This window comes from Cupriavidus sp. OV096 (assembly GCF_900115455.1).
Classification (GTDB): Bacteria; Pseudomonadota; Gammaproteobacteria; order Burkholderiales; family Burkholderiaceae; genus Cupriavidus.
The window spans coordinates 148,000-165,062 of sequence record NZ_FOWM01000013.1; the positions used below are offsets into that span (position 1 = coordinate 148,000).

Sequence of the window (17,063 nt, forward strand, 5' to 3'; positions counted from 1 at the left end):
CATGCTGGAAGGCGTGCGGATCGTGGAAATCAGCGGGCTCGGCCCGGGGCCGTTCTGTGCGATGCATCTGGCCGACCTCGGCGCCGATGTGATAGCCGTGGAACGGCCTGACGATGGCGCGTCGGGGCAGCCGCGCAAGCTGGTCAACCGGGGCAAGCGCTCGGTGATGGCCGACCTGAAGACGCCGGAAGGCCGCACGCTGGTGCTGGACCTGATCGCGGACGCGGACGCGCTGATCGAAGGCATGCGGCCCGGCGTGATGGAGCGGCTGGGGCTCGGGCCAGAGGTGTGCATGGCGCGTAACCCCCGGCTGGTCTATGGCCGGATGACCGGCTGGGGCCAGACCGGCCCGATGGCGCAGGTGGCCGGCCACGACAACAACTACACCGCGCTGTCCGGCGCGCTCTATTACAACGGTGCACCGGAGACGCCGCCCTCGACCGCTTTCGCCGTGACCGGGGACGTGGGCGGTGGAGCCTTGTACCTCGCCGTGGGCCTGCTGTCCGGCATCCTGCGCGCGCGGGGCACGGGCGTCGGCACGGTGGTCGATGCCGCCATCGTCGATGGTTCGGCGCACATGCTGCAACTGCTGCTGGGGGCCACGGCCAAGGGCTATATCCACGGCGAGCGCGGGCGCAATCTCCACGACAGTTCGCACTTCTACGCCACCTATCGCTGCGCGGATGGCCAGTTCATCACCGTGGGCGCCATCGAGCCGCAGTTCTACGGCTTGCTGGTGCAGGCGCTGGGGCTGGCCGATGACCCGCGCTTCGCCCGGCAGTGGCAGCGCGAGGCCTGGCCGGAACTCCACCGGCATCTGGCCGAGGTGTTCGCCACGGATACCCGGGAAGGCTGGTGCCGCCGGCTGGAGGGCACCGACGTGTGCTTTGCGCCGGTACTGAGCCCGGCGGAGGCCGCCGCCCATCCCCATAACGTGGCGCGAGGGGTCTATGTGGAGGCGGATGGTTTCCTGCAGACTGCCCCGGCGCCGCGCTTCGACGGCGCGGTGCGGCAGGTCGGGCGTATTCCTGCCATTGGCGAGCATGCCGACGAAGTCCGGGCCGGACTGGAGCGGGGCAGCCCGTGGCTCGCCGCCGATCCGCGCTAGCTCAGGTCTCGCTCCACTGCCGCAGCAGGTTGTGATAGCAGCCCACCAGGCTGCGCCGGGCGCGTTCGTCGGCGTTGGTCTGGTTCAGGGTCTGGATGGCGTTGTCCATGTCGAACAGCAGCGCGCGCTGGCCATCGTCGCGCACCAGGCTCTGGATCCAGAAAAAGCTGGCCAGCCGGGTGCCGCGCGTGATGGGCGTGACCTGATGCAGGCTGGTGGCCGGGTAGATCACCATGTCGCCGGCGGCCAGCTTGACCTTGTGCAGGCCGTAGGTGTCTTCCACCTGGAGTTCGCCGCCGTCGTAGCTGGCCGGGTCCGAGAGGAACAGCGTGGCCGAGATGTCCGTGCGCAGCTTGCGCCCGCTGTGCGGGTCGATGCGCACGCTGCCATCCACATGGGCGCCGAAGGTCATGCCCTCGCTGTAGCGGTTGAACATCGGCGGATAGACGAGGTTGGGCAGCGCCGCGCTGATGAACAGCGGGTTGCGCTCCAGCGCGCTCAGGATCAGGTGCTGGCACTGGGCCGCCACCTCGGCGCGTTCGTCGATCTGCTGGTTGAACTTGACCGGTGCGCCGGAGTAGCCGGCCGTGACGCGGCCATCCACCCAGGCATCGCCGGCGTGTTCGAGTTGGGCGACCAGTACCGCGAGCTGTTCGGCGTCGAGTACCCGGGGAATGCAGACGAGCATGGCTGGAATCCTGGCGAAGGCCGCCGGCAGGGCGGCCCCGCCGGCGTTTACATGCGATAGGTGAGCGACAGCATGGCGGTACGGCCCGTGCCCGGCACCGACCGGCCGCCATCCGACTGAATCAGCGCATCGTAATACTTCTTGTCGAAGATGTTGAAGAGATTCAGGCGCACATCGTACTTCGGCTGGTGGAAGGCGATCATGCCGTCCCAGCGCACGAAGCCGCCCACCTGCACGGTGTTGGTGTTGTTGGCGTAGCGCTCGGACATATAGAACGCGCCGCCGCCCACTTCCCAGCTTGGCAGCACGGCGTAGCTGGTCCATGCCGTGGCGGTGTGCTTGGGCGTGTTGGTCGGCACCTTGCCCTGCGTGCCCGCCGCGATGCCGTTCTTGATCTCGGCGTCGAGGTAGGTGTAGCCGGCAAAGACCTGCCACTTCGGCGTGATGCGGCCGGTGACGCCGGCGCGGAAGCCGTCCACCTGGATCTTGCCGGCCAGCGCGTAGGTGGTGGCGTCGATCTGGCTGCGCGCGTTGTCCTTGGTGATGCGGAAGAGGGCCGAGGTGACCGAGAGGTTGCCGTTCAGCAGGTCCCACTTGCCGCCGGCCTCGTAGGACTTGTTCTTCTCGGGGTCCAGCGACTGCTGGCCCACCGTGCCCACCAGTTGCTCCAGCGACGGGTTGAACGACGTGCCATACGAGAGGTAGTACGACTGCTGCTCCGTAGGCTGCCAGATGCCGCCCAGCCGCACGCTGGTGAAGTTGACGGTCTGGTCGGCGTTGGCCAGCGCCGTGTTGCCCCGTGTGTTGGTGGCGTTCACCGAGTTGCTGATGCTGGCGATGTAGCGGTCATAGCGCAGGCCCGCCACCGCCTTCCACTGTTTTGTGAATTCGATGGCGTCGTTGGCGTACACGGCGACGGTGTTGGCCGAGCCGCCCTGCAGGTTGCCGGTGGCGGTCGGCACGTTGCCCGGGGAGTCCCGGTACACCGGATCGACCACCGGCGTGCAGGCCACGAAGCCCGAGGTGCCGGCGGCAGCCGTGGCGGTGGCCGGCGGGTTCAGCGGCGTGCTGCCGCAGCTGCCGTTCCGGTAGTAGTTCTGGTTGTTGTAGCCGTCGTGGCCCAGTTCCACGCCCGTGAGCAGCGTGTGCTTGATCGACCCAGTTTCGAAGGTGGCGGTCAGCTCGGTCTGGTTGAAGATCGAGTAGTCGCGGATGTTGCGGTCGTGGCTCTGCTGGCGCACGTAGAGCTGCGACAGCGGCAGGTTGGTGGTGGTCAGCGCGGTGAAGGCGCCCGCCGCGTTGATGGAGCCGACGGCGTTCGGCGCGGTCTCGCGGGCGTCCGTTTCCACGTAGTTGAACGCGGTCTGGTTGCGCAGGCGCAGGTTGGGCGAGAACTTGTGGTCGATGCCCGCCGACAGCGAGGCGATGTTCTGCCGCGTGTGGTCGTTGTTGAAGCCGTAGAACGTGTCCCGGTCCACCTTCACCGGATGGCCGTTGATGGCCGGCAGGCCGTAATCGGGCATGTCCTCGTTGTGCTGGAGCAGCGCGGACAGCGTGATCTGGGTGGACGTGCCGATGCCATAGCGCCACGACGGCGCGATGCCGAAGTCCTGCACGGTCATCTCGTCGCGCGTGCTCGGCTTGCCGTCCTGCGCCATCGCCGAAATGCGGAAGGCCGAGGTGTCGCCGGTAGGGGTGTTCACGTCAGCGGTGGCACGCACCAGGCCGTTGGTGGTGACGGAGCCGCTGACCTCGGTGGCGGCCTTCAGGGACGGCTTCTTGGTGACCTGGTTGATCACGCCGCCGGTGGAGCCGCGCCCGAACAGCATCGAAGAGGGGCCCATCAGCACTTCCACCTGATCCAGCGCGAAGGTGTCGCGGTAGTACTGGCCACGGTCGCGGAAGCCATCGAGGTAGATGTCGGTGCGCGCCGAAAAGCCGTTCAGGTTGATGTTGTTGCCGATCTGGCCGCCTTCCGCGCCGCCGATGGTGATGCCGGGGACGTTGCGCAGCGCGTCGGTCAGGGAGCTGACGCCCTGCGATTGCATCAGCGCCTGGTTCACGATGGTGACGGACTGGGGCACGTCGCGCAGGTCGGCGGGCAGCTTGGACAGCTGGCTGCCGGACGCATTGAAGTCGTCGCGCGCCGCCGAGCCCTGGACCGTGACTTCGCGCAGCGTGGTCGGCGCGCTTTCGGTGGCAGCAGGGGCGGCTGGGGCGGCCGTGGCGGCCGGAGGCGTGGGGGCCTGCTGCGCGAACGCAGCGGGGGCGGCGGGGGCGGCGAACAGGGCCACAAGTGCGGTGGCCACGGGGGTACGGCGAATCATTGTCAGGTCCATTCGCTCCTCCGCGGTCGGGCCCGATCCGTCCTCAGCCGCCGGGCGCGATTGCGCGGGGTTCGGCTGCGGGAGGGGCATCTATCTGGCGGGCTGGCGGAATATAAATGCGAACAATTCCCATTGCAATTTGCGTTGCTGGCCCGACACAGACACGGTGAAAGTATCGAGATTGTCTCCGTATTAATACATTAGCGGCGTGGAAAATGGTGAAAGCGGCGCTTATGGTGCCGCTTGCCTGGTCCCCATATCGATTCCGAAATGCAAAACGGCCCGTTCATCACGGGCCGTATGCAGACAGGTTCCACCCGTTTGGGTGGCACTCATCCGAAAGATTTTTATTTCAGACCTCGGAGAGGCGATCCCGGGTGCGCCGGGCGACGTCCTTGGTCCAGGGGAATGCCGACCAGTAGCGCGCGGCAAACTGCTCGATCTCGCCGCGCTGCTTCAGGGACAGGCCGATCATGTCCAGCCCCTCCAGGAACATGCGGCGGTGCCGCGCGGACAGTTCGAACGGGTATTCGCCAGCCGGGGTGCGCACCCGCATGGCGTCGACGTCGATGGTGATGACGTTGTCGCTGTCGGCATCGACATCGTTCATCAACTGCTCGATCACGTCCCGGGGCAGCATCACCAGCAGCAGGCGATTGTTCATCGCGTTCGAGTAGAAGATCTCGCCGAAGCTCGGCGCGATCACCGCCTGCACGCCGAACTGCTGGAGCCCCCACACCGCGTGCTCGCGGCTGGAACCGCAGCCGAAGTTGGCGCCGCCCACCAGGATGCGGGTGCCGGCGTATTCGGGCCGGTTCAGCACGAAATCGGGGCGCGGCTGGCCGGCGGCGTCGAAGCGGTGGTCGTAGAGCACGCCCTGGGCCAGGCCGGCCTTGTCGATGCCGCGCAGGAACTGCTTGGGGATGATCTGGTCCGTGTCGAGGTTCTCGAACCGGATGGCTGCGCCCTTGCCGGTAAGGTGTGCGAAATCAGACATGGGAAAGCTCCAGCTTGCGGACATCGGTAATCGTGCCGGTGATGGCGGCGGCGGCGGCCATGGCCGGGCTCATCAGGTGGGTGATGGCGCCGCGCCCCTGGCGGCCTTCGAAGTTGCGGTTGGTCGTGGAGGCGCAGCGCACGCCGTCGGCCAGCACATCGTCATTCATCGCCAGGCACATCGAGCAGCCCGGCTGGCGCCATTCGAAGCCGGCGGCGGTCAGGATGTCGGCCAGCCCCTCGCGTTCGGCCTGCGCCTTCACCGTGCCGGAGCCCGGCACGACCATCGCCCGCACGCCTTGCGCCACGTGCTTGCCGCGTACCACGCTGGCCACCGCGCGCAGGTCCTCGATGCGGCCATTGGTGCAGGAGCCGATGAACACGTGCTGGATCGGCGTGCCTTCCAGCGTCGCGCCAGACGTCAGGTGGGTGTAGGCCAGGGCGCGTGCCACCGAGCGCTGCTCGGCATCGTCCATCTGGTCTTCGGGGAAGGGGATGTGGCCAGATACCGGCAGCGCCTGGTCCGGGCTGGTACCCCAGGTGACGTAGGGCTCGATGTCGCTGGCATCGAACACGTACTCCATGTCGAAGGTGGCGTCGGCGTCGCTTTTCAGCGTTTCCCAGTACTGGCGGGCGGCGATGCGCTGCGCCTCGTCCATATCGGCTGCTCGGCGCAGCACGTAGTCGATGGCGGCGTCGTCCGGGGCGATCAGCGCGCCGCGCGCGGCGGCTTCCACGGTCATATTGCACAGCGTGAAGCGCGCCTCGATGCTCAGGTCACGAATCGCGGTGCCGCAGTACTCCACCACGTAGCCGCGCGCGCCCTGCGCGCCGATGCGGGCGATGATCTTGAGGATCAGGTCCTTGGCCGTGGTGCCCACCGGCAGCTTGCCGTCCACGCGGATGCGCATGGTCTTCGCCATCCGGTAGACCAGCGTCTGGGTGGCCAGCACATGCTCGACCTCGGACGTGCCGATGCCAAAGCCCAGCGCCCCCAGCGCCCCATAGGTGGTGGTGTGGCTGTCGCCGCAGATCACCACCATGCCGGGCCGGATCATGCCGTGCTCGGGCGCCACCACGTGCTCGATGCCCTGCAGGCGGTCATTGGTGTCGAACAGCGGAATCGCGTGGCGGGTGCAGTTATCGCGCAGGTTGGTCGCCTGTAGCGCCGACGCCGGGTCCGCAATCACGCGGATCACCGTGGGATGGGTCGGGATGATATGACTGACGACCGAGACATTCTGCCCCGGGACCAGCACGCCGCGCCCTTGCTCGTGCAGGCCGGCAAAGGCCTGCGGGCTGGTGTACTCGTTCATCAGATGCAGGTCGCAGAACAGGAGGACGTTGTCCTCATCGATCCGGGCGACGGTGTGGGAGTCCACCAGCTTGTTGTATAGGGTTCGGGAAGTCATCGCTACGTTCTCTGCTTCGGTCATTCGGCGGTGATGCCGCGCTGCTTGATCAATTTGGCCCACATCGGCATTTCGCGCTCTAGGCGCTGGCGGGCGGCTTCCGGCGTGGTCGGGGTGGGCTCGAAACCCTCCTTGACCATGCGCTCCTTGGTGGCCTGCGCGGCCAGCGCGCTGTTCAGCGAGGCATTGAGCTTGTCGATGATGGGCTTGGGCGTGCCGGTCGGGGCGAAGACCATGAACCACGTCTCGAACTGGTAGTCGGGCAGGCCGGCTTCGGCGGCGGTCGGCACATTCGGCAGCAGGGCCGAGCGCTTGGCGCCGGTCACCGCCAGCGCGGTCAGCTTGCCGCCCTGCACGTGCTGCTGGGCGGCGGAAATCACCGGGAAGCTCATGTCGACCTGTCCGGCGATGGTGTCCACCAGGGCCGGGCCGCCGCCGCGATAGGGCACGTGGACGATCGACACATTGGCGACGGACTTGAACAGTTCCGCCGACATATGGAAGGTGCTGCCATTGCCGGCGGAGCCGTAGGTCAGCTTGCCCGGCGACGCCTTGGCCAGCGCAATCAGTTCCTGCAGATTCTTGGCCGGCACCTTGTTGTTGACCACCAGCACGTGCTGCGAGCTGGCCACCATGCCGATCGGGGCCAGATCCTTCAGCGTGTCATACGGCATGCGCGGGAACAGGCCCGGGTTGATGGCCAGCGAGACGGTTTGCAGGCCGATGGTGTAGCCATCCGCCGGCGACTTGGCGACGGCATCCACGCCGATATTGCCGCCCGCACCGGCGCGGTTCTCCACCACGAGGGTGCCGCCGAAGCTCTTCGACCAGGCTTCCGAGATCAGGCGCGCGGCGATGTCGGCGCTGCCGCCGGGCGCGTAGGGCACGATCAGGCGAACCGGGCGTTGCGGGTAGGACTGGGCCGAAGCCGTACCCACGACGGCGGTGCAGGCGAGCAAGGCAGTGCAGGCGAGATGGCTGAGTTTCATGGGGTTGTCTCCTTTTGGATAGGTGTCGTTATGGCTGGCATCCTAGCATTTGCCTGCGGAGACATAATTTCGGTCGATGCACTTCATTCGTGCCTCAATTTCATGAATGCGCTGTGCACCCGCGCCACACCCAAGGGCCATCCCCTAGTTGACTTCGTTTTTCATGGGCATAAAATCAGTTTCACAAACATGAAAAGAGACGCCCGTGATGCCACGCGGCGACCGATGTCATTCCCTGTTGGAGACAAGCCCTTTATGACTCAAGCATCACCCGCATCACCCGCATCGGGGCCGGTGTATTTCGTCCGCACCGAGGACGTTGCCGGCTACCACCCCGCCAATCACGTCGGCACGCTGAACCGCCGCATCATCGGGCGCGAGAACGTCGGCGCCACCCAACTCGAAGTCATCCACGGCACCATCGAACGCGGCAAGGGCGCGCTGCCCCACGCGCACCCGGGCATCGAACAGGTCTGCTATGTGCTGGAAGGCCGTGCGCGCGCCGAAGTCAACGGACAGTCCCAGGAACTGGGCCCCGGGGACTGCTGCTTCTTTCCCGCCGAAGCGATGCACGTCTTCACGGTGATCAGCGACGAGCCCGTCAAGCTGCTCGTGGTCTACGCCCCGCCTTACGAGGAATCGCCGGACCGCGTCATCCGTCCCGCCTGAATCCGCGCCGCCTGCCTATATAAGAACCCGAGGAGACCTCCATGCCGACTTTCCGTGCGCGGCGCGTGCTTGCCGCCGCCATCGTGGCGTTGCCCGCGCTGGCAACGCTGTCGTTTGCCCCCGCCGTCCAGGCTGCCGATAACTGGCCTAGCCGCCCGATCCGCCTCGTCGTGCCGTTTGCGGCCGGCAGTGGCACCGATGCCGTGGCGCGCATCACGGCCAAGGAGTTGGGCGATGCGCTCGGCCAGAACGTGGTGGTCGACAATCGCCCCGGCGCCAATGGCGCCATCGCGGCGGAGCTGGTGGCGCAGGCGGCCCCGGACGGCTACACGCTGTTCATGACCACCAACACCACGCATTCGGCCAATCCGTCGCTGATGAAGAAGCTGCCCTACGACCCGATCAAGGACTTCACGCCGGTCGGCCGCATGGGCAACCTGCCGTTCATGCTGGTGATCAATCCCAAGCTGCCGGTGAAGACGGTGGGCGAGTTGATTGCCTATGCCAAGGCGCATCCGGGCATGTCCTACGCCAGCGGCAACAGCACTGGCATCGTCTCCGGCGCCACGTTCTCGCGTCTGGCCAAGCTGGACCTGCTGCACGTGCCTTATAAAAGCACACCGCCGGCCATGACCGACGTGATTGCCGGCCAGGTGCCGATGATGTTCGTCGACGTGGCCGCCGGCATCGCCAACGTGAAGGCCGGCAAGATGCGCGCGCTGGCCGTGACCACCGCGCAGCGCAGCCGCCTGCTGCCGGACCTGCCGCCGATTGCCGATACGCCGGAGATGAAGGGCTTCGACATCACATCGTGGAACGGCGTGTTCGCGCCGGCCAAGACGCCGCAGCCGATCGTCGAGCGGGTCAATCGCGAGCTGTCGCGCATTGCGTCGAGCAAGGAGGTGGCGCCGCGCTTCGAGGCGCTGGGCTTCGAGGCCTTCGGTCAGACCCCGCAGCAGTTCGCCGGCTTCGTGGCGGGCGAGCTGGTCAAGTGGACCAAGCTGGTGAAGGACGCCGGCATCCAGCCGGAATAACGGGAGACGCCGATGAACTTCGAAAGGACACCTGAACAGAACGCCATCGTCGAGGCCGTCAGCCAGCTATGCAGCGACTTCGGCCCCGATTACTGGGCCGGGCTGGACCAGCGCCACGCGTTTCCCGAGGCGTTCCACAAGGCGATGGCCGGCGCGGGCTGGCTCGGCATCGCCATGCCGGAGCAGTACGGCGGCGCGGGGCTGGGCATTACCGAGGCGGCGCTGATCATGCAGACCGTGTCGGCGTCCGGGGCGGGATTCTCGGGCGCGTCCGCCATCCACATGAACGTGTTCGGCCTGAACCCGGTGGTGGTGTTCGGCACCGAGGCCCAGCAGGCGGCCGCGCTGCCGCCGCTGATCGCCGGGCAGGAGAAGGCCTGCTTCGCCGTGACCGAGCCGGACGCGGGGCTCGATACCACCCACCTGAAGACGCAGGCGGTGCGCACGGCGGACGGCAGCGCCTATCGCGTGGATGGCCGCAAGATCTGGATCTCCACGGCGCAGGTGGCCACGCGCATGCTGCTGCTGGCGCGCACCACGCCGCTGGAGGCCGTGGCCAAGCCCACGCAGGGCCTGAGCCTGTTCTACACGGCGCTGGACCGCGAGCACATCGAGGTGCGCGAGATCGACAAGATGGGCCGGGGCGCCGTGGACTCGAACATGCTGTTTATCGACGGCCTGATGGTGCCGGCGGCGGACCGCATCGGCGAGGAGGGCAGGGGCTTCGAGTACATCCTCCATGGCCTGAACCCGGAGCGCATCCTGATTGCCGCCGAAGCCGTGGGACTGGGCCGCGCTGCGCTGGAGGCCGCCACCCGCTACGCCCGCGAGCGCATCGTATTCGGCCGGCCCATCGGCCAGAACCAGGGCATCCAGCATCCGCTGGCGCAGGCGTGGATGGCGCTGGAAGCCGCCGACATGATGGTGTGGAAGGCCGCCTGGCTCTACGACAACGGCAAGCCGTGCGGCGCCGAGGCCAACGCCGCCAAGTACCTGGCCGCCGAGGCCGCGCACCAGGCGTGCCAGACCGCCGTGCTGACGCTGGGCGGCATGGGCTATGCGCGGGAATACCACGTGGAGCGTTACCTGCGTGAGTCGTACATCCCGCGCATCGCGCCGGTCAGCGCCCAACTGATCATGTGCCATATCGCCGAGCGGGTGCTGGGGTTGCCGAAGTCGTACTAGTCCTATCGCGCGGGAACGCGAGAGGCGTGTCGAAAGCAGTGTCGAAGGCAGTATCGAGAAAAGCAGGAAAAGAAAAAGCCCCGGTGCACACGCGCCGGGGCTTTCTCATTGCAGGGTTTCCCACGGCCGCGCCATGACGATCGGGGAGATCTGACATCGTTGTGTGCCGCGATGCCTTTCAGCGATGAAAACGTCCGCTCATCGTTGAAAAACACAACAGCCGATGCTCATGGCGCGGCGCGCGGCGGCATATCCTTCCCATCTTCAAGCATATGCCGCGCTAGCCTGGACGACCCTGCCCGCCATCCAGACCGCGGAAAACGTTACTTCATCAATCCGTTACTTGCAGCGTTACTTGCCAAGCTCGTGGCCAATCACGCCACCCACCACGGCACCACCCACGGTGCCTAGCGCGCTGCCGTTGGTCGCTTCGTGTCCAACGACGCCGCCCGCGACGGCGCCGGTTGCCGTGCAGCCCGAGAAGGCCCAACAACATGCGCCCACCGCGAGCGCGCCAGCCAGTCGTTTCCACATGGTTGCTCTCCTGCATTCCGCGGGTCGCGTCGCATTGCCTAGGTCTTGCAGATTTGCGATGCGGCGCTTCCGCCACGACTCAAGAATAGGCGGGGCGCTGGGCGCAGCCATTCCGGCGCGCGCCGATTGGGATGTAGGAATTGTCGGACGGCGGGCGGGCAGGGTCGGCCTCGTGTCAAGCCCTCGGCAAGCTGGGCGCAAGCCGGGTACAGGTCGGATATCAGCGCGCAAGCAGGGAAAACGGGGGAGGCGGGCCTAGCGCAATCCCGCTAAAGTCTGGCCTCCATCCGCCGATAACCTTACTGATAACGGGAATTGCACGCTCGCGCGGCGCCACCCCTCAGAATTCCGGCTCTCCAAGCCACTGCTTCGTCACGCGCCACCATGATTTCCCCGAGCTACGACGCGCTTCTCGTCTTGTTTTCCCTGTTGGTGGCCATCCTCGCGTCCTATACCGCGCTGGACCTGGCCGGCCGTATCGCCACTGCGCGCGGACGCTATGCCCATATGTGGCTGGCCGGCGGCGCGGTTGCCATGGGGCTGGGCATCTGGTCGATGCATTTCGTCGGCATGCTGGCCTTCCGGCTGCCGATTCCACTGGGCTACGACCCCGCCATCACGGTGGGCTCGCTGTTGATTGCCATCGTCGCCTCGGCCTTCGCGCTGAAACTGGTCTGCCAGGAACACCTGCCTCGCCGCCGGCTGGTGATGGGCGCGCTGGTGCTCGGCGCCGCCGTGGCCAGCATGCACTACACCGGCATGGCCGCGCTGCGCATGCAGCCGGGCATCCAGTACGTGCCGTGGCTGTTCGTGCTGTCGATTGGGATCGCGGTGGTGGCGTCGGGCGTGGCGTTGTGGATTGCCTTCCGGCTGCGCCGGAACATGCCGCGCATCCACCAGTTGCGCCTCGGCGCCGCCGTGGTGATGGGCGGGGCCATCGCCGCCATGCACTACACGGGCATGGCAGCGGCCCAGTTTCCGCTCGGCAGCGTGTGCGGCGCGGCCCGGGACGGCGTGGACAGCGGCTCGCTGGCGCTGCCCATCCTCGTCGTCACGGTCTGCGTGCTGGCGGTGGCGCTGATTACGTCGGTCCTCGACATGCGGCTGGAAATGCGCACCGCCATGCTGGCACAGGCGCTCGGCGTGGCGAATAAGGAACTCGAATTCCTCGCCCTGCACGACAAGCTCACCCATCTGCCGAACCGCGCGCTGCTGGACGACCGCTTCGCGCAGGCCATCCAGGCCGGCGCCAGCCAGCATGCGCGCTTTGCCGTGCTGTTCGTCGATCTCGACGGATTCAAGGGCGTCAACGATACCTACGGCCATCACGTGGGGGACGGCCTGCTGGTGGAAATCGCCCGGCGGCTGCGCTCGGCGGTGCGCGCCGATGACACCATCTCGCGTGTGGGCGGCGACGAATTCGTGTTGCTGGTGCGCATCGACGAACCCGAGGACGCCGGCGTGATCGCCGAAGGGCTGCTGGAAGCGCTGCGCGAGACCGTGCAGGTGGCCGGCCATGCGCTGCATGTCTCGGGCAGCATCGGCATCGCCCTGCATCCGGCGGATGGGCAGGACCAGGACGCGCTGATGTCCAACGCGGACGCGGCGATGTATCACGCCAAGGCCGCCGGCCGCAACGCGTACTGCTTCTTCGAACGCTCGATGAATCACCAGGCGCGCACCCAGCAGGCGCTGATTCAGGATCTGCGCGGCGCGCTCAAGCACGGGCAGCTACAGCTGCACTACCAGCCCAAGTTCGCGGCGGCGGGCGGCGAGCTGGTCGGCGCGGAGGCGCTGCTGCGCTGGAACCATCCCGCGCACGGCATGCTGATGCCGGACCAGTTCATCACGCTGGCGGAGAAGACCGGCGCCATCGTGCCGATTGGCGCCTGGGTGCTCGACGAGGCGTGCCGCCAACTGGCCGAGTGGCACGCGCTGGGCCATACGAGCTGGTCGATGGCGGTCAACCTGTCGGCGCTGCAGTTCTGCCATGCCGGCATGGTCGAGTCGGTAGGGGAGGCGCTGGCGTGCCACGGCGTGCCGCCGGCCAGCCTGACGCTGGAGATCACGGAGTCCACGGCCATGCGCGACGTGGAGGCCAGCCTGGCCATCCTCACGCAACTGGACGACATGGGCGTGCGCATCGCCATCGATGATTTCGGTACGGGGTATTCGAGCCTGCTGCACCTGAAGCGGATTCCGGCCAGCGAGCTGAAGATCGATCGTGGCTTCGTGCGGGATCTTGCGGAGGATACGGAGGATGCGGCCATCGTGTCCGCCATCGTGGCGCTGGGCCGCACGCTGAAACTGCAGGTGGTGGCGGAAGGTGTGGAAACGGCCGCGCAGCGGACCTTCCTTGCCGATCTGGGCTGCGACGCGCTGCAAGGCTACCTGTTGGGCCGCCCGATGCCCGCGTCGCAATTTCCCGGCGTGGAGCAGGCGGGCTGAAGCCGCCTGCGCGGGAGGGAGGGGTGTCGATCAGGCGCCGCTGTCGAACGCGTCACGCGGGCCGGTAGCGCTGAACGCACCGTCCACGAACGGGCTGCGGGTGTCGTGCACGGCGCGGGCGCCGTCGGAATAGACATCGCGCGCACCCACACGGGCCCCGTCGGTGAACGGGTCGGTCGACCGCGGCGCGGCGTTGGCGAGACCGGCGGTGCCGGCCAGTGTGGCGGCCAGCGCAGCGTAGGCGATGGTTTGTCGGATGGTTTGTCGGATAGAAGGCATAGTGAGACTCCGTTGCGTGTCCCAGGGAGGCGGGAAACTGCGTTGGGCCGCGCTGCGTGGCGCCGTTCTTGACGACGCGCACCGGGCTGATGGCGACCATGGCAGGCAGTCTAGAAGCGGGCCCCCGACGCCAAGATGACCCATCCATGACAATGCTGTCATGCAGCAATTCCAGCGGTGTGACGATGTGCCGCCGCACGAAATGCGGCGGGGGCGGAGCAAACACCCTGTAGAATCCGTACTGGCCCAGCCGTTCAGGGCCATTCCCCCAAAAAGGTCTTTCACCAGCCCGCCCATCTTGCGGCGGGCGCCGCACGATAGTCATGTCCGAGTCTGATGCAGCCAAACTAGCCGCGGTAGCGTGGATCCGCGAGCAAATGGATCGCCATGGCCTGACGTTCGACGATCTGGTCGAAGCAGGTTGCTTTGCCGATAGCGAAGACGGCGACGCCGTCACCGTGGAAACCGACGTACCCCCCACCATCGCCGCCCAACCCGAAGTTGCGCGCGTACGGGTGCTCTACCGCAATGCGATGGGGCAGACGTGGGACGGTACCGGCGAATATCCCGACTGGCTCCAGCGCGCAGTCAACGCGGGGCAGTCGATCGATTTTTATCGCGTGGACTGAGCGCCACGCGGGCAGGGTTCAGCAGTGAGGGGCCGGGCGCTCGACCGGCAGCGGGACATAGGCCGCTGAAGTCGCGAACGCCGCCGGCGAGGCCATCGGCATGGAGTGTCGATGATGCTCAAGCGCCACACGCGGCAGTTCCGCGAGCACGGGCAGGGGCGCCGGCAGGTTGGCCGCGCTGGTCGCCTCGGTGCACTGGGCCGCTTCCGTGTTGGCGATGGCGGCTTCGGCCTCGGCCTTGATGGCCACATGCCGTTCCGACATCGACAAACCGGCCACTTCCGCTACGCTGGAGTCCACGACCGCCGCGCTGGCGCCGGAAACGGGCAGGGTGGACAGGGCAAGGCACAGCAGGGAGAGGGCAGGCAGGCGTTTCATTGCGGGATCTTGGGGGCGGCGCGCCAGACGGGACGCACAGGTGGCGTCCTTTCATCATGGCAGCACGCATTGTACTGGGATTCCACCCGTCAGAACGCTGGCGCCAAGATGACATTCCTGCAATCTTCGCCCATTGCGTACCAACCTCGGCTAGTGTCGTGGATTCCCCCCGCAACCCATGGCTGGTGTCAGTGAATTCCCATGCGCATCCTGATTGTTGAAGACGAACCCAAGGCCGGCGACTACCTGCTCAAGGGCCTCACGGAATCAGGTTTCGTGGCCGATCTCGCCCGCGACGGCGTGGACGGCCTGGGCCACGCACGCGAGCAGCACTACGACCTGATCGTCCTCGACGTGATGCTGCCCGGCATGGACGGCTGGCAGGTGCTGCGCGAACTGCGCCGCGACAAGGACACCCCAGTGCTCTGCCTGACCGCTCGCGACGAATTGTCCGACCGCCTCAAGGGCCTGGAACTGGGCGCCGACGACTACATGGTCAAGCCGTTCGCCTTCGCGGAACTGGTGGCGCGCATCCGCACCATCCTGCGGCGCGGGCCGCTGCGCGAGAGCGAGTTCATGGAGGTGGCCGATCTCCAGATCGATGCGATCCGGCGCCGCGTCTCGCGTGCCGGGCAGAAGATCGATCTCACATCGAAGGAATTCGCGCTGCTGCAACTGCTGGCGCGGCGCCGGGGCGAGGTGCTCTCGCGCTCGCTGATCGCCTCCCAGGTCTGGGACATGAACTTCGACAGCAATACCAATGTGGTGGATGTGTCCATCCGCCGGCTGCGCGCCAAGGTGGACGATCCGTTCCCGCGCAAGCTGATCCACACGCGTCGCGGCATGGGCTACGTGCTCGACGAATCGGACGAGGGCTGAGCGGCGATGGCGCGTCGCTGGCGACGAATGCTGGGCCGCCTCTCCGGCGCGCTCCCGGTTTCCCTCACGGCGTCCCTGACCACGCGGCTGGCGCTGGCCTATGGCCTGACCACGGCGCTGATCCTGGTCGGCGTGGCCGCCTACCTCTCCAGCGCGCTCGACAGCCAGCTCCAGGCGCGCGACGAGAGCGAACTGGTTGGCGAGATCCTGCTCGTGCGCCACTTGCTGCGCGAGGTGGGCGACGAAGCCGATATCCGTGCCGACACCCACCGCTTTGCCGATATCGCCATGGGCCATGAGGGCCTGATCCTCGTGGTGCGCACGCGGCAGGGCGAGCCGCTGATCACGCTGAATCCGCGCAACGAGTCGGTGCCGCCGCTGCGCGTGCTGCCGGCTAACGCCGCGCCGGACAAGGGCATGCTCCAGACCTGGTATCCGCGCAACGGCGTGCCGTCGCGCGGCATGGCGGCGCTGGGCGTGCTGGGCAATACCGACCGCGCCGTGGAGATCATCGTGCTCAGCGATGCCGGCTACCGCGTGGCGCTGATGAGCGAATACCGCAGCCAGCTACTGGGCGCCGTGCTGTGCGGCGCGCTGGTGGCGGCGGCGCTGGGCTACCTGCTGGCGCGCCGGGGCCTAAGGCCGCTGCGCCGCATGGCCGGCGACGCGGCGGCGGTGACCACCAGCCGGCTGGCTACGCGGCTGGACGTGGGCGGCGCGCCCGAGGAGCTGCGCGAACTGGCCGGCGCCCTCAACGGCATGCTGGCGCGGCTGCAGGACAGCTTCACGCGGCTCTCGGCATTCTCGGCCGATCTGGCCCACGACTTCCGCACGCCGATCAGCAACCTCGTGGGACAGACGCAGGTCACGCTGGCCCAACGCCGCAGCGCCGCCGAGTACGAATCGCTGCTCGAATCGAACCTGGAGGAATACGAGCGGCTGGCGCGGATGATCGAGAACATGCTGTTCCTGGCCCGCGCGGACAACGCGCAGGTGGCGTTGGGGGCATGCGAACTCGACGCCCGCGCAGAACTGGACAAGGTCGCCGAGTACTTCGAGGCCGTGGCCGCCGACCGCGACGTCACGCTGGCCGTGTCGGGCGTCGCCACGGTCACGGCCGACCGCACGCTGCTGCGGCGCGCCATCATCAACCTGCTCGACAACGCCCTGCGCCACGCGCCGGCCGGCAGCACCGTGCGCGTGGCGGTGGGGCGCGGTCGGCCGGGCTTTACCGACATCCGCGTGGCCAACGACGGCCCGGCCATCGCGCCGGAGTCGTTGCCGCACCTGTTCGGGCGCTTCTACCGCGCCGACCCGTCGCGCCGCAATTCGGCCACCTCCACGGGGCTGGGGCTGGCCATCGTCGATACCATCATGCGGCTGCATGGCGGCAGCGTCACCGTGCGCAGCGATGCGGTACAGACCGAGTTCGAGATCGACTTTCCGGACGCGTTGACCGGCAGCAAGGCCGGCGCATAATTGACGGCGCCCGGATCTGGGCAACCCAC

General features: G+C 67.2%; 16 protein-coding genes. 8 read left to right on the forward strand and 8 right to left on the reverse strand.

What is annotated here, in order from left to right; translation table 11 throughout:
• Nucleotide 1 precedes the first annotated feature (1 nt).
• Nucleotides 2-1,108: a CaiB/BaiF CoA transferase family protein gene (locus tag BM115_RS23245; RefSeq protein ID WP_092299884.1), complete on the forward strand. Its 1,107-nt coding sequence runs from the start codon at nucleotides 2-4 to the stop codon at nucleotides 1,106-1,108.
• 1 nt (nucleotide 1,109) lies between these two features.
• Here BM115_RS23245 and BM115_RS23250 read toward each other — a convergent pair whose 3' ends face one another.
• The 5 genes from BM115_RS23250 to BM115_RS23270 form a co-directional block, all read right to left on the reverse strand.
• Nucleotides 1,110-1,796 carry a Fe2+-dependent dioxygenase gene (locus tag BM115_RS23250; RefSeq protein WP_092299887.1) on the reverse strand — a complete coding sequence of 229 codons (687 nt, stop codon included), beginning with the start codon at nucleotides 1,794-1,796 and terminating at the stop codon, nucleotides 1,110-1,112.
• A 47-nt stretch (nucleotides 1,797-1,843) separates the two neighbouring features.
• A complete protein-coding gene (locus BM115_RS23255; protein ID WP_092299983.1) occupies nucleotides 1,844-4,123 on the reverse strand; it encodes a TonB-dependent receptor in 2,280 nt (759 codons plus the stop codon).
• 352 nt (nucleotides 4,124-4,475) lie between these two features.
• Nucleotides 4,476-5,120: a 3-isopropylmalate dehydratase small subunit gene (gene leuD / locus BM115_RS23260; protein WP_092299890.1), complete on the reverse strand. Its 645-nt coding sequence runs from the start codon at nucleotides 5,118-5,120 to the stop codon at nucleotides 4,476-4,478.
• The gene (leuC, locus tag BM115_RS23265; protein WP_092299893.1) at nucleotides 5,113-6,531 is read right to left on the reverse strand and encodes a 3-isopropylmalate dehydratase large subunit; all 1,419 of its coding nucleotides are present in this window, start codon (nucleotides 6,529-6,531) and stop codon (nucleotides 5,113-5,115) included. The genes leuD and leuC overlap by 8 nt, the downstream gene beginning before the upstream one ends.
• A gap of 20 nt (nucleotides 6,532-6,551) precedes the next feature.
• Nucleotides 6,552-7,520, reverse strand: coding sequence for a tripartite tricarboxylate transporter substrate binding protein (locus BM115_RS23270; protein WP_092299896.1), 969 nt, complete (start codon nucleotides 7,518-7,520; stop codon nucleotides 6,552-6,554).
• A gap of 255 nt (nucleotides 7,521-7,775) precedes the next feature.
• Here BM115_RS23270 and BM115_RS23275 point away from each other — a divergent pair, with 255 nt between their 5' ends.
• The 3 genes from BM115_RS23275 to BM115_RS23285 are packed head-to-tail and all read left to right on the forward strand — an operon-like array spanning nucleotide 7,776 to nucleotide 10,408.
• Nucleotides 7,776-8,189: a cupin domain-containing protein gene (locus BM115_RS23275; RefSeq protein WP_092299899.1), complete on the forward strand. Its 414-nt coding sequence runs from the start codon at nucleotides 7,776-7,778 to the stop codon at nucleotides 8,187-8,189.
• 41 nt (nucleotides 8,190-8,230) lie between these two features.
• Complete coding sequence (locus BM115_RS23280) at nucleotides 8,231-9,223, forward strand: Bug family tripartite tricarboxylate transporter substrate binding protein (RefSeq protein WP_092299902.1); 993 nt, start codon at nucleotides 8,231-8,233, stop codon at nucleotides 9,221-9,223.
• Nucleotides 9,224-9,235: 12 nt separating this feature from the next.
• Nucleotides 9,236-10,408 (forward strand): acyl-CoA dehydrogenase family protein, encoded by a 1,173-nt coding sequence (locus tag BM115_RS23285; protein ID WP_092299904.1) that lies wholly within the window; start codon nucleotides 9,236-9,238, stop codon nucleotides 10,406-10,408.
• A gap of 351 nt (nucleotides 10,409-10,759) precedes the next feature.
• Here the strand turns inward: BM115_RS23285 and BM115_RS23290 are convergent, their stop codons facing one another.
• Complete coding sequence (locus BM115_RS23290; protein WP_092299907.1) at nucleotides 10,760-10,942, reverse strand: glycine zipper 2TM domain-containing protein; 183 nt, start codon at nucleotides 10,940-10,942, stop codon at nucleotides 10,760-10,762.
• A gap of 384 nt (nucleotides 10,943-11,326) precedes the next feature.
• Here BM115_RS23290 and BM115_RS23295 point away from each other — a divergent pair, with 384 nt between their 5' ends.
• A complete protein-coding gene (locus BM115_RS23295) occupies nucleotides 11,327-13,390 on the forward strand; it encodes a putative bifunctional diguanylate cyclase/phosphodiesterase (protein WP_092299910.1) in 2,064 nt (687 codons plus the stop codon).
• Between the two features lie 30 nt (nucleotides 13,391-13,420).
• On the opposite strand, the gene BM115_RS23300 is transcribed toward BM115_RS23295, so the two are convergent.
• Nucleotides 13,421-13,669: a copper resistance protein CopQ gene (locus tag BM115_RS23300; protein WP_092299913.1), complete on the reverse strand. Its 249-nt coding sequence runs from the start codon at nucleotides 13,667-13,669 to the stop codon at nucleotides 13,421-13,423.
• 323 nt (nucleotides 13,670-13,992) lie between these two features.
• Between BM115_RS23300 and BM115_RS23305 the strand changes: the two genes are divergently transcribed.
• A complete protein-coding gene (locus BM115_RS23305; RefSeq protein ID WP_092299916.1) occupies nucleotides 13,993-14,298 on the forward strand; it encodes an H-NS family nucleoid-associated regulatory protein in 306 nt (101 codons plus the stop codon).
• Between the two features lie 18 nt (nucleotides 14,299-14,316).
• Here BM115_RS23305 and BM115_RS23310 read toward each other — a convergent pair whose 3' ends face one another.
• Nucleotides 14,317-14,676 carry a hypothetical protein gene (locus tag BM115_RS23310; protein ID WP_092299919.1) on the reverse strand — a complete coding sequence of 120 codons (360 nt, stop codon included), beginning with the start codon at nucleotides 14,674-14,676 and terminating at the stop codon, nucleotides 14,317-14,319.
• 201 nt (nucleotides 14,677-14,877) lie between these two features.
• On the opposite strand from BM115_RS23310, the gene BM115_RS23315 reads away from it, so the two are divergent.
• Entirely contained in the window at nucleotides 14,878-15,555 is a 678-nt protein-coding gene (locus tag BM115_RS23315; RefSeq protein ID WP_092299922.1) for a heavy metal response regulator transcription factor, read from the forward strand.
• Between the two features lie 27 nt (nucleotides 15,556-15,582).
• On the forward strand, nucleotides 15,583-17,034 hold the full coding sequence (locus BM115_RS23320; protein WP_255370953.1) for a heavy metal sensor histidine kinase: 1,452 nt from the start codon (nucleotides 15,583-15,585) through the stop codon (nucleotides 17,032-17,034).
• The last annotated feature ends 29 nt before the right edge of the window (nucleotides 17,035-17,063 follow it).